14 protein-coding genes and 1 pseudogene are annotated in these 12194 nt (G+C 69.8%); 10 read left to right on the plus strand and 5 right to left on the minus strand.

Annotated elements, in window-relative coordinates; all coding sequences use genetic code 11:
- Positions 1-85: pseudogene (locus tag VNM44_RS17080) on the minus strand (co-chaperone GroES); the annotation flags it as partial.
- A 162-nt stretch (positions 86-247) separates the two neighbouring features.
- Here VNM44_RS17080 and VNM44_RS02580 point away from each other — a divergent pair.
- Together VNM44_RS02580 and VNM44_RS02585 are read left to right on the plus strand one after the other, a co-directional pair.
- Positions 248-694, plus strand: a complete 447-nt coding sequence (locus VNM44_RS02580) for an NUDIX hydrolase (RefSeq protein WP_325622276.1) — start codon at positions 248-250, stop codon at positions 692-694.
- 27 nt (positions 695-721) lie between these two features.
- Positions 722-1084, plus strand: coding sequence for an ASCH domain-containing protein (locus VNM44_RS02585; protein WP_325622281.1), 363 nt, complete (start codon positions 722-724; stop codon positions 1082-1084).
- A gap of 81 nt (positions 1085-1165) precedes the next feature.
- Here the strand turns inward: VNM44_RS02585 and VNM44_RS02590 are convergent, their stop codons facing one another.
- A complete protein-coding gene (locus tag VNM44_RS02590) occupies positions 1166-1447 on the minus strand; it encodes a hypothetical protein (protein WP_325622283.1) in 282 nt (93 codons plus the stop codon).
- 232 nt (positions 1448-1679) lie between these two features.
- On the opposite strand from VNM44_RS02590, the gene VNM44_RS02595 reads away from it, so the two are divergent.
- From VNM44_RS02595 to lipB, 5 genes are read left to right on the plus strand one after another with little or no spacing between them, the layout of a single operon-like run.
- Positions 1680-2723 (plus strand): thiamine pyrophosphate-dependent dehydrogenase E1 component subunit alpha, encoded by a 1044-nt coding sequence (locus VNM44_RS02595; RefSeq protein ID WP_325622285.1) that lies wholly within the window; start codon positions 1680-1682, stop codon positions 2721-2723.
- Between the two features lie 7 nt (positions 2724-2730).
- Entirely contained in the window at positions 2731-3705 is a 975-nt protein-coding gene (locus VNM44_RS02600; protein WP_325622287.1) for an alpha-ketoacid dehydrogenase subunit beta, read from the plus strand.
- 20 nt (positions 3706-3725) lie between these two features.
- Positions 3726-5213 (plus strand): dihydrolipoamide acetyltransferase family protein, encoded by a 1488-nt coding sequence (locus VNM44_RS02605; protein ID WP_325622288.1) that lies wholly within the window; start codon positions 3726-3728, stop codon positions 5211-5213.
- A gap of 2 nt (positions 5214-5215) precedes the next feature.
- Entirely contained in the window at positions 5216-5650 is a 435-nt protein-coding gene (locus tag VNM44_RS02610; protein WP_325622290.1) for a VOC family protein, read from the plus strand.
- A gap of 46 nt (positions 5651-5696) precedes the next feature.
- On the plus strand, positions 5697-6434 hold the full coding sequence (lipB, locus tag VNM44_RS02615; RefSeq protein WP_325622292.1) for a lipoyl(octanoyl) transferase LipB: 738 nt from the start codon (positions 5697-5699) through the stop codon (positions 6432-6434).
- Here the strand turns inward: lipB and VNM44_RS02620 are convergent.
- On the minus strand, positions 6400-6936 hold the full coding sequence (locus tag VNM44_RS02620; protein ID WP_325622294.1) for a cupin domain-containing protein: 537 nt from the start codon (positions 6934-6936) through the stop codon (positions 6400-6402). The two genes, lipB and VNM44_RS02620, sit on opposite strands and share 35 nt — an antisense overlap.
- A gap of 18 nt (positions 6937-6954) precedes the next feature.
- Here VNM44_RS02620 and lipA point away from each other — a divergent pair, with 18 nt between their 5' ends.
- The 3 genes from lipA to VNM44_RS02635 all read left to right on the plus strand — a co-directional run bounded on the left by lipA (position 6955) and on the right by VNM44_RS02635 (position 8627).
- A complete protein-coding gene (gene lipA, locus VNM44_RS02625; RefSeq protein WP_325622295.1) occupies positions 6955-7875 on the plus strand; it encodes a lipoyl synthase in 921 nt (306 codons plus the stop codon).
- Positions 7876-8039: 164 nt separating this feature from the next.
- Positions 8040-8228, plus strand: coding sequence for a hypothetical protein (locus VNM44_RS02630; protein WP_325622297.1), 189 nt, complete (start codon positions 8040-8042; stop codon positions 8226-8228).
- A gap of 48 nt (positions 8229-8276) precedes the next feature.
- Positions 8277-8627 carry a hypothetical protein gene (locus VNM44_RS02635; RefSeq protein ID WP_325622299.1) on the plus strand — a complete coding sequence of 117 codons (351 nt, stop codon included), beginning with the start codon at positions 8277-8279 and terminating at the stop codon, positions 8625-8627.
- 71 nt (positions 8628-8698) lie between these two features.
- On the opposite strand, the gene VNM44_RS02640 is transcribed toward VNM44_RS02635, so the two are convergent.
- Positions 8699-11044 (minus strand): immune inhibitor A domain-containing protein, encoded by a 2346-nt coding sequence (locus VNM44_RS02640; protein WP_325622301.1) that lies wholly within the window; start codon positions 11042-11044, stop codon positions 8699-8701.
- A 136-nt stretch (positions 11045-11180) separates the two neighbouring features.
- The coding region (locus VNM44_RS02645) for a lyase family protein (RefSeq protein ID WP_325622303.1) at positions 11181-12194 on the minus strand (1014 nt) is incomplete at its 5' end.

Genomic DNA, 12194 nt, shown 5'->3' on the forward strand with positions numbered 1-12194 from the left:
CGGGCAGCACGATGCCGCTCGCCGTGGTCGACTCCTCGTCGAGGACCTCCACGATCAGACGGTCACCGAGTGGCTGCAGATTCATTCGATGTGCCTCCCTGAGAGCCGGTGGGTGAAAACTCTGGCACTCGCCGTAGGAGAGTGCCGACGACCTGGGTTATAGCACGTTCTCACAGGTGCCGTCGCGGTTGATGTGAGTGGAATCGGCTTAGATCTTCCGCGCCTCGCGAAACGGCACAATCGTGGAGTGCGACGGGAGTTTTCGGCCGGCGGAGTCGTCGTGCGCCGCATGCGCGGCCGGTGGTGGACGGCAGCCGTCGAGCCGCGGCGCGAGCACCATCGACCTCGGGTCTGGGCGCTCCCGAAGGGCCTGATCGACCCGGGCGAACGCGGAGCGGAGACCGCCGTCCGCGAGGTGCACGAGGAGACGGGCCTGCGCGCGGTGGTGGAGACCAAGCTCGGCGACGTCCGCTACGTCTACACCTGGGACGGAGAGCGGGTGTTCAAGGTCGTCTCGTTCTTCCTCCTCCGTGCGACCGGCGGTCGGATCGGCGAGCTGCCGCCCGGGATGGAGGTGGAGGTCGCGGCCGCGCGCTGGGTGCCGCTCGACGACGCGGGCGAGCTTCTCTCGTACGCGGGCGAACGTGAAATGGCCGTCCGAGCGGCGAATGTGCTCGCGGAGGGTTCCTCTTAGGCGCGCGAGCCGATAGGCTCGCGCGCGGTGCCGACCTTCGCGCTGAACTTCTACTCGCCGGTGGTCGCCGATCAGCTCCGGACGGGCCGCAAGACGGCGACGATCCGGCTCGGCGACAAGTCGGCGAAATACCGCAAGGGGATGATCGTCACCGTCCTCGTCGGCGCGCGCTACGGGCAGCGCGAGAAGGTCTTCGACGCCGTGATCGACAAGGTCGACGTGAAGACGATCGGCGAGCTTTCCCCGCGCGAGATCGAGCACGACAACCCGGAGATCCGGAGGGTCGACGAGTTCACGGAATGGCTCGGGAGGCTCTACAACCGTCTCGTGACCGAGGACGACACGGTGACGGTGATCCGCTTCTCGCAGATCGTCGGGACGATGTTCTAGCGGAGAAGACGGGCGCGGCCGAAGCCACGCCCGGAACGCCGCGGCGGGGCCTGGCTTCAGCCTCGCGCGTCTTGCTCTCTCCTACCTTCCCGGCCGGCGGATGGGCCCGCCGAAGAGCTCGTTCTCGCGCAGCGGTGTGCCGCAGTCCTCGCACTCGACCTGGAAGGCCGACGGGAGCCGCGCGTCGCACGAGGGGCAGCGCGCGACCAGCGTCGCCTCGCACTGCGGGCACAGGGTCGGCCGAAGCTCCTCGTGCTCCTCGAAGTAGCGGGCGACGTGGCCGCACGACGGGCAGAAGGCGACCCAGTCGCCGAGCGTCCGCCGGCGTTCCTCCTGAATCCAGTTCCGCTTCGCCCTCGCCATCTCGCCCGCACCCACTCTATGTCGAGCAGAGATAGGCGAGCACGGCCAGCACGCGACCGTGGCTTCCCTCCTCGGCGTCGAGGAAGTCCCGCACGTCCCCGACCCGCGCGCAGCCTCTCGCCAGCCACCGGGCTCGGCTGTGGACGACCGGAGGCCGCGAACGGCGGTTCCACCCGCCGGGAGAGCGGGTAGAGTCAAGCCGATCGTCGCCCAGGAAGGGGAGCGTGCCCAGATGGCAGTTCGCGAGGCCGAGCCGGTCGAGACGCTGCAACAGGTGAAGGAGGCGGGCCTCGACCGCGAGGACCTGCTCGGCATGTACCGCAACATGCTCGTCACCCGTGCGATCGAGGAGCGCGGCCACATCCTCTACAAGCAGGGGAAGATTCCCGGCTCCTTCTACACGGGCCGCGGGAACGAGGGGTCTGCGGTGGCCGTCGCGACCGCGATGGGGCCGAACGACGTCGGCACGCCGCTCCAGCGCGACATGGGCGTGCACATCACGCGCGGGGTCGAGCCCTGGCGCGTCTTCGCGCAGTACATGGGTCGCGTCGACGGGCCGACGAAGGGACGCGACGGCAACGTGCACATGGGCGACGCGCGACTCGGTCTGCACACGATGGTGAGCCATCTCCCTGCGATGCTCCCCGTCGCGGTCGGCATGTCGCTCGCGTTCAAGATCCGCGACGAGAAGCGCGTCGCGGTCGCCTGGTGCGGAGAGGGAGCGTCCGCCCGCGGCGATGCGCACGAGGGCATGAACCTCGCAGGTGTGCGTCGTCTGCCCGTGGTCTTCGTGATCGACAACAACCAGTGGGCGTACTCCACACCGTCGCACCTCGAGTACGCGGTCGACCATCTCGCCGACCGCGCCGCGGGCTACGGCTTCGACGGCGTCGTCGTGGACGGGACGGACGTGCTCGCGGTGTACCGCGAGGCGAAGCGGGCGATCGAGAAGGCGCGAGAGGGCGGCGGCCCGACACTGATCGAGTCGGTCACGCTGCGGATGGAGGGCCACGCCGTGCACGACGACGCGTTCTACGTCCCGAAGGAGCTCTTCGAGGAGTGGGCACGGCGCGACCCGATCGAACGGTTCCGCAGCTGGCTGCGCGACAACGCCGAGCTGACGGACGACGAGGAAGACGAGATCACATCCGGCGTCAAGCGCCTCTTGAACGAGTCGATCCAGCGGGCGGAGGACTCGCCGATCCCCGACCCCGCGACGGTCACCGACGGCGTCTTCGCGGCGCCCGACGAGCTCGAGACCCCCCATCACCGGTGAGCGACTGATGGCGGAGAAGACCTATCTCCAGGCGATCTCGGACTCCTTGCGGCAGGAGATGCGGCGCGACCAGCGCGTCTTCGTGCTCGGAGAGGATGTCGGCGTCTACGGCGGCGCCTTCAAGGTGACGCAGGGCTTCCAGGAGGAGTTCGGCGCGAGCCGCGTGCTCGACATGCCGCTCTCCGAGACCGCGATCGTGGCAGGCGCCACGGGCGCCGCCCTCATGGGGATGCGGCCCGTCGCCGAGATGCAGTTCGCCGACTTCGTCTCGTGCGCGTGGGACCACCTCGTGACGATCGCCGCGAAGCAGCACTACCGCACCGGGACGCCGATTCCCATCGTCCTGCGTCTGCCCTCGGGGGGCGGCTTCTCGGGCGGTCCGTTCCACTCGCAGAACCCGGAGTCGAGCTTTGCCCACATCGCGGGGCTCAAGGTCGTCTGCCCGTCGACGCCCGAGGACGCGAAGGGGCTCCTCGCCACAGCCATCGAGGATCCGAACCCGGTGCTCTTCTTCGAGCACAAGCATCTCTACAGGCGGATCCGCGGCGAGGTGCCGGACGAGCGCTACACGACCCCGTTCGGGCAGGCGCGGGTGCACCGAGAGGGCGACGACATCACGGTGATCACGTGGGGCGCCATGGTCTACACGGCCGACGAGGCGGCCGGGAAGCTGGCGGAGGAGGACGTCTCCGTCGAGGTACTCGACCTGCGCACGCTCGTCCCCTGGGATCGCGATGCCGTGCTCGCGAGCGTCGAGCGCTGCTCGAAGGTGCTCGTTCTCCACGAGGACACGAAAACCGGCGGGTTCGGCGGCGAGATCGCCGCCACAATCGCCGAGCAGGCGTTCGAGCACCTCGACGCACCTGTGCGCCGCCTCGCGGCCCCGGACAGCCCGGTTCCCTTTGCGCCCTCGCTCGAGAAGGCGTTCATCCCGCAGGTCGACGACGTCGCGGCCGCGCTCCGCGAGCTCGCCGCGTACTGAGCATCCAGGGAGGCTGACACGTGAGCACCGGCACCCAGATCGAGGTCGTGATGCCCCAGATGGGGGTCTCCGTGTCCGAGGGGACCGTCACGCGCTGGCTCAAGCAGCCCGGCGAGGCCATCGCGCTCGACGAGCCCCTCCTCGAGATCTCGACCGACAAGGTCGACACCGAGGTGCCGAGCCCCGGCGAGGGCGTCGTGGGTGAGATTCGCGTCCAGGAGGGCGAGACGGTCGAGGTCGGGACCGTGCTCGCGACCATCGCCCCCGCAGGGGCGGCCGTCGCCGAGCCCGAGGCGACCGCCCCGCCTGCAGAGGAAGCGCCCAGGGAGGACGAGGTCGCGCTCTCGCAGCCGGAGCCCGAGCCACAGGCCCCTGCGCCGGAAGCAACATCGGAGCCCGTGGCGGCGGCCGCCGCCCCACCGACTCCCGCCGCCGAGACCGAGCCCGCGGGCAACGGCAAGCTGTTCGTCTCGCCCGTCGTTGCCCGTATCGCCGCACAGCACGGCGTCGACCCGAGCGCGATCACCGGCACGGGCCAGGGCGGCCGCGTCACGAAGAAGGACATCCTCGCGTACATCGAATCGGGTGCTGCCGCTCCGCCTGCAGCCGAGCCCGCCGTCGCGGCCGGAGCGGCCGCCGAGCCGAGCGAGGCTGCGGCACCCGCAGAGGTGGCTCCGCCGCCGGCGCCGCCGGCCGCTCCCCCGCCCGCGCAGCCTGCGCCGGCCGCCGCTCCGACGGCGCCGCCCGCGCCGCCTCGACCGGCACCGCAGCCCGTCGCGGCCGCCGAGCCGCTCGTCGGCGAGGTCGAGGAGGCCATGAACGCGATGCGCCGCGGCGTTGCGGAGCACATGCGCCGCTCGCTCGACACGTCGGCGCACGTGACGAGCGCGATCGAGGTGGACATGTCGCGGGTCGTCGCGGCCCGAGAGCGCCTCAAGAAGGACTACCAGTCGTCCTATGGTGTCAACCCGACGTATCTGGCCTTCGTCGCGAAGGCCGCGATCGAGACACTGAAAGACTGGCCGTGGGTCAACGGCGAGATCCGCGGCGAGAAGATCGTCACGCGGCCGTGGGTCAACGTCGGCATCGCCGTCGCGCTCGAGGACGGCAAGGGCCTCATCGTCCCGGTGATCCGCAACGCGCAGGACCTCAACCTGCTCGGCGTCGCACGCGCGATCGCCGATCTCGCCGAGAAGGCGCGGACGAAGAAGCTCATGCCCGACGACGTGCAGGGCGGCACCTTCACGATCACGAACCCGGGCGGCTTCGGCACGTTCCACGGCACGCCGATCATCAGCCAGCCGCAGGCTGCGATTCTCGGCACGTATGCGCTCGTCAAGCGCCCCTGGGTCGTGCAGGACGAGCTCGGCCAGGACGTGATCGCGATCCGCCCGATGATGAACGTCACGCTCACGTACGACCATCGCCTCGTCGACGGCGCGTACGCGGGCGGCTTCCTGCGCGACCTCCGCGCGCGGCTCGAGGGGTGGGACGAAGGCTCGGCCTAGCGATGCAGCGGATCGTCCCGATGATCGCGTACGAGGACGCCGCGGCAGCGATCGAGTGGCTGACGGAGGCGTTCGGCTTCCGCGAACGCGAGGGTCAGCGATACACGGCCGCGGACGGGACGGTCACCCACGCGGAGCTCGAGCGCGACGGCGCGATCGTGATGCTGGCGACGCCGAACGCCGACTACCAGAGTCCGAAGCGTCACCGCGAGACGTGCGAGGCGGCGCGCCGTTGGCAGGACAACCCGTGGGTGATCGACGGGCTCTTCGTCACGGTCGACGACGTCGACTCCCACCACGCGCAGGCGGTCGCGGCGGGAGCGACGGTCATCCGGCCGCTGGAGGACTCCGCGGAGGCGGAAATGCGGATCTATACGGCCGAGGATCTCGAGGGGCACCGTTGGATGTTCGGGCAGCCGGCTCAGCCGGGCTCGTGACCGTCGACGTCAGGCCCGTTTCCCAGACCGGATTGGAGGCCGCTTGATGATCGAGCATCCGGAGCGCCGAATGAGCGACGCCCACCTCCTCGACCTTCCCGGACTGACCGCGTACGGCGAGGCGTTCGACCTTCAGCGCGCGCTCGCCGAGGACGTGAAGGCGGGAGCGCGCCCCGATACGGTCATCCTGCTCGAGCACGAGCCGGTCGTCACCCTTGGCCGGCGGACGGACGAGGCGGCCGAGCTCCACCTTCCCGACGGTGTCGACGTCGAGGTCGTCGAGACGAACCGCGGAGGCAAGTCGACCTACCACGGTCCGGGTCAGCTCGTCTGCTACCCGATACTGGATCTCAACCGCCACGGACGCGACCTCAGGAAGTACGTGCGCGACCTCGAGCGCGCGATCACGCGGACGCTTGCGGCCTTCGAGCTCGACGCGACGACGTACGACGGGCTGACAGGCGTCTGGATGCCGCCGTCGCGCGGGCTGGGACCACGGAAGATCGCGTCGATCGGCGTGCACGCCTCACGGTGGGTGACGACCCACGGCTACGCACTCAACGTCGACCTCGACCCGGCGCCCTTCACGGAGTGGATCACCGCCTGCGGCCTCGAGGACGCAGCGTTCACGTCGATGGCCGCCGAGCTCGGAGCGCCGGTCACCGTCGACGACGTCCGGCCCGCGGCGGCCGAGGCGATCGCCGAGGTGTTCGGTCTCGCGCTCGAGCCGCAGCCCGTGGAGGCGCGCGTCAGCGCGGGAGCCAGCCTTCGCGATAGCGGATGAACCGGCCCTCGGGGAAGCGCGCGTACGCCTCGGCCGGGCTCGTCGTCTCCGCCTCGACCCCTGCCCCGTGGCGGAGCGCCGCCTCGTCGACGGTGTAGGCGCCCGAGTCCTCGCCCGCCGTCCTCGAGCCGACAGCCACGACGACGCACGGCCGCTCGCCCGCGCCGACGAGCACGTGGCGCGTCCCGGCGGGACAGTGCACGAAATCCCAGGTCCGAAGCGGCCGTTCCTCGCCCTCCACGACGAGCAGCGCCTCGCCGGCGACGACGAGAAAGTCCTCCTGCTCGTTCTCCCAGTGATACATGCACATCGGCCGTCCCGGCTCGAGGACGCTGACGTTGATCCCGAGCTGCGTGAACTCCGACTCCGCCTCGAAGAAGCAGACGCGGCCCAGCGGGTCGCCCTCGCGCCAGCGCGCCTCGCGCGCATTGACCACGAACCAGCCTTCCCCGGCGGGGACGAGCCCTGCGCCGGTGTCTCGGAGCGGCGCCTCGGGAACCACGGTCCGTAGACTGCCAGGATGGAGACGTCGCTGCCCGTGGCGGAGCGGCCGCGCCGCCCCGAGTGGATGAAGGTCCGCGCGCCGAGCCGCGACGGCAAGTACTGGGACGTCCGCAAGCTGCTCCACGGAGCGAGCCTCGTCACGGTCTGCGAGGAGGCCCGCTGCCCGAACATCGGCGAGTGCTGGGGGCGCGGCACGGCCACCTTCCAGATCCTCGGCGACACGTGCACCCGCGCCTGCCGCTATTGCTACGTCACCTCCGGCAAGCCGGAGCATGCCCCGGACCCCCTCGAGCCTCTGCGTCTGGCGCAGGCAGCCGCGACGATGCGGCTCTCGCACGTCGTCGTGACCTCGGTCGACCGGGACGACCTCCCCGACAGGGGCGCCGGCCATTTCGCGGCGACGATCCGCGCGCTGAAGGCGAAGCTTCCCGAGTCGCACGTCGAGGTGCTGACCCCGGACTTCCTCGGCGTCGAGGAGGAAGCGCTCGCCACCGTGATCGGCGCCCGCCCAGAGGTGTTCAACCACAACATCGAGACGGTGCGCCGGCTGCACCGGCGGATGCGCGGCGCTCGGGCCAGCTACGACGGCGCGCTCTGGCTCCTGCGGCGGGCGAAGGAGATCGCGGGTTACCCGGTGCTGACCAAGTCGGGGATCATCGTCGGGCTGGGCGAGACGAACGACGAGGTGGTCGACACCATGCGCGACCTGCGGGCGAACGGGGTCGACGTGGTCACCATCGGGCAGTACCTCCAGCCTTCGTCACGGCACGCGAAGATCGACCGCTGGGTGCATCCGGACGAGTTCCGCTGGATGCGCGAGCAGGGAGAGGCGCTCGGATTCGGCTCCGTGTTCGCCGGGCCGCTCGTCCGTTCGAGCTACCGCGCCGACGAGCAGCGCCACGCGGCCGAAACGGGCCGCGGCGCTGTCGCGTACTGAGCCGCGGACACCTCGGCGTCAGGTCGGGTACTCGTCGCGAGTCGACACTCCCGAGGTCCTCGCTGGATCGAGGTGTTCCTCACGGCATAGCGAGGCGGCCCACGGCAGGACTGCGGGGAAAGCCACGTCTTCCGTCAGAGCGGACGTCGCGATACGCTCGCGGCATGGGATTCAAGGACACCATCCTCGGCTGGCTGCGCTCGACGCCCGGGAAGGGCGATGACCTCGAGGAGGCCGAAGCCGACGAGGCGGAGCGCGAGTACTCCTCCGATCGGGCCGACACGATCGCCGAGACCCGTCTTCGCGGACGGCCCGGCGAGTTCGAGGGCGACCAGGACGGGCCCCGGCACTAGCTGAACCGGCTTCATCCGTTCCTCACATCCCGGGTCTAGGGTCGCCGCATGAGGCGAGCCTCGATCCTCGTCCTTGCTGCGATCGGCGCCACGGCCCTGGCCGTGCCGGCCGCGCAGGCAGGCACCGTGCCGAAGCTCCGGCTCGTCACGGCGCAGCCGCTCGTCGTTCGCGGGGAGTCGTTCCGGCCGAGCGAACGGGTGGTCGTCACGGCCCTGACGGCGATCGGTCCGAAGCGGGTTGTCGTGCGGGCGACCGCGCGCGGCCGGTTCGGCGCAACCCTCCGGCTCCCGAACCAACCGTGCGGCAAGGCGTTCGCCGTCCGTGCGGTCGGGGAGCAGAGCCGGCCCGCGACGCTCGCCGTGCCTGGCCCGCCCTGCGTGCCGCCGCCGATCGACTAGCGAGTCGCTCGCAAGACGAGGACGGGCGGGGTCTCCCCCGCCCGTCCGGACGTACTGCGCCTCGAGGCTTCTTACTTCGAGGGTCTCACCTCGACCTGGGCGAATCCGCCGGGCGTGAGGCTCTTGAGCCGGATCTGCGTGCCCGTGTTCGGGGTCTTCACGCTGTTCCAGCTCGCCTGGTACCGCCCGTTGTTCGGGGCGTCGCCCGTGTCGCTCGCGACCCAGTACGAGTTCGTGTCGTCGAACACCGGCACCGCCGGGCTCGAGCCGATGCTGACCGGCACGCCGCCGACGTGAAGCGTGAACGCGTCCGTCGGCGTCAGGGTCAACGGCGCGTCGAACGACTGGATCCGCGGCCGGAGCACCTCGCCGTTCGGGCCGTGCAGCGGTGCGGGTCGCACGTCGATCGGCAGGATCAGGCCGCCGCCGGGATGGTCGCCGACGTTGTTGTCGCCGAACGACGTGTCCCAGTACCAGAGCAGCACGCCATCCTGGTACGGGAACCGCTCGGCCCAGTTCGCTCCGACGTTGCCGCCGAAGTTGTACGGCCCCGTCTGCAGGCCCGCGTCGTAGCCGAGGTACTGCCGGTTCTCGGCCAGGTACGCGTTGAAGTACTCCTGCGTCTCGGTTCCGGTCGTGACCCGGAAGCCGCTGCCGTCCGCCGGTGCGAACGTCCAGCCGGTGTTGCTCTCGGCGCCGTCCGTGGCGAGGCCCGTGACCGCGATGTCGTCGACCTGAAGGCCGGGTACCGAGCTGACGCCCGGCTGGCCCTGCTGCGCCCCGTCCGTCCAGTACCGGAACCCGAGCGTCACCGTCTGGCCGGCGAATGCCGTGAGGTCGGCTGTCAGGTCACCCCAGGCGCCTTGAACGCCGGTGATCCCGTTCCCGAAGTTCTGGCTGTTCGGGTTGGTGTTCGTCGAGCGGTTGGTGGCGACCGGGTTGCCGTTCACCGTGAGGTAGGCGTAGTCCCAGTCCTGCTCGATGTTGTAGCGCACCTTCGCGCTGAGGCTCACGGCGCCCGCAGGGAGCGTCACGGATCGCGTCATCGACGTGTCGAGATCGTCCCCGTTACCGCTGTAGTAGAAGCTCGAGCCGGCGTAGGGAGCTCCGAGCTGGACCGTGACCTTCTTGTCCGGCAGGAGCACGAACACGCCCTGCGCCTGCTTCGTGTTGGTGACCGACGGCCCGAGCTTGTGCTCGGACTTCGCGCCCGCCCGTGCGACTTCGTAGTTGAGCCATCCGAGCTGGAACTTGTCCCAGCCGTTCATGTGGAACGGCCGGTCGCCGATCCCCTCGGCGGGCGTGCCGTTGTTGCCGTACGAGCCGCTCGACATGAGTGTCCAGAAGCCCGTGCCGTTTTCGGCGCCGCCAGTGTTGCCCGACGTGTCGTACTCGTCCGGCAGTCCGAGGTCGTGCGCGAACTCGTGCGAGAACACGCCGACGCCGCCGTTCTCCGGCTCGATCGTGTAGTCGCCGACCCAGTAGTTCGAGCCGCCGATCTTCACACCGCCGAAGCTGTGCGGCCCGGCGCCGTCGGGCCCGTTGGCGGAGAAGTACGCGTACCAGCGATGCGACCAGATGGCGTCGGTGCCCTGGGCGCCTCCGCCGGTCTCCTCGCCGACGCCGGCGTGGATCGACTGGAAGTGGTCGATGTAGCCGTCGGGCTCGGTGAAGTTGCCGTCGCCGTCGGAGTCGTAGCGGTCCCAGACGTCGAACTTCGACAGGTAGTCGTTGATCTGCGCGTCGCTCATCGTCGTCTTCGCCCGCGTGTACCACGCGTCGAGTGAGTCGTTGACGAAGCGCCACGTGTCCTGGCAGACGATGCCGCCGCAGTAGTTCGACCCGTAGCTCCGCGCGTTGTACGGAACCTGGACCCAGTCGGTCACGTCGCCGTTGACGGCATACCGGCCGGACGACTGCTCCTTGTAGTAGTTCCGCATCGAGTTGGCGCCGGCCGCATCGGCGAACAGAAGGTCCTCGTAATACGGCTGGCTGAAGTCGCTCGTCCAGATCGTCGTGTTGTCGACCGAGCGATCGGGCGCCGGGATCGCGTTGTGAAGCGGCCCGGGCGTTCCTCCGCCATGGCTGTGATGCGTGGTGTTGGTCGCCGTGCCGAACTCGCCGAGCACGGTCCAGATCGAGTCCTCGCCCTCACGGGCGAGCTCGACGTATTGCCCCTTCGCAACCTGGCCGACCTTCGTGCCGGCCGGAATCTTCCCGGTTGCGAGCTGCTGGAGCGCAACCTGCCTGAGCGCCTCCTGCTTCTCGCCCAGCGGATGCGAGAGGTTGTCGGTCCCGCTGAAGCTCGCGGGATCGTTCGCGCTCGTCTGGGTCGAGGCGGCGAGTGATACGCCGACCCCGATCGACAGGACGAGAGCGAGCGCTCCGAACAGGAGCGCGAGGAAGTGCCTCCTCATGTCTCTCCCCTTGTGGATGGTTGTAACCCTGCTGACGACTGCCTGCAGCGCGGGACCCTACCGAGCGCACCCCGGAAAGGGCAAGAGGGATACGCAATTCACCCCTTCGGGTGACACAACACGCGATCGGAGCCGCTCAACCGTGCGGTTTGGCCATCTTGTGGTAGTCGAGCGCCTCGTCGAGGACACTTTCCTCCACGCCCGCCTCGCGCGCGACCTCGCGCAGGGAGCGGCCCGAAGCCACGGCGGCCTTGACGATCTCCGAGGCCTTGTCGTAGCCGATGAACGGGTTGAGCGCGGTGGCGGCGCTGAGGGTGCCCTCCGCGTACGCCTCGTTCCGCTCCCGGTTCGCCTCGATGCCCGCGACGCACTTCTCGGCAAGGAGGCGCGACGCGCTCGAAAGGAGGCCGAGCGACTGGAGCAGGTTCCTCGCCATGAGCGGCACGTAGACGTTGAGCTCGAAGTGGCCGTTCATCCCGCCGATCGTGATCGCGGCGTCGTTGCCGATCACCTGCGCGGCGACCTGGGTGACGACCTCCGGGATCACCGGGTTGACCTTCCCGGGCATGATCGACGAGCCCTTCTGGAGCTCCGGTAGGAAGAGCTCCGAGAGGCCGGCGCGAGGGCCGGAACCCATCAGACGGAGATCGTTCGCGATCTTCGTCAGGGAGACGGCGACGACCTTGAGCGCCCCTGACAGCTCGACGAGGCCGTCGCGGGCAGCCTGCGCCTCGAACGGGTCGGCGGGAGCGGAGATCGGAAGGCCCGTCGCCTCGTGCAGCAGTGCACGCACCTTCGCGGCGAACTCGGCGTGCGTGTTGAGGCCGGTGCCCGTGGCCGTGCCGCCCAACGGTATCTGGCCGAGCCGCGGCAGGGCGTCCGAGACGCGGGCCATTCCCTGCCGCACCTGAGCCGCGTAGCCGGCGAACTCCTGCCCGAGCGTCACCGGAACGGCGTCCATCAGGTGCGTCCGCCCGGACTTGACGACGTCGTCGAACTCCTGCGCCTTGCCCTCGAGTGCGTGCGCGAGCTGCTCGAGCTCGGGGAGCAGCTCGTTGACGGCGCGGTCGAGCGCGGCGAGATGCACGGCGGACGGGAACACGTCGTTGGAGGACTGCCCCATGTTGACGTGGTCGTTCGGATGCACGCC

The organism is Gaiella sp., assembly GCF_035558935.1.
Classification (GTDB): domain Bacteria; phylum Actinomycetota; class Thermoleophilia; order Gaiellales; family Gaiellaceae; genus Gaiella.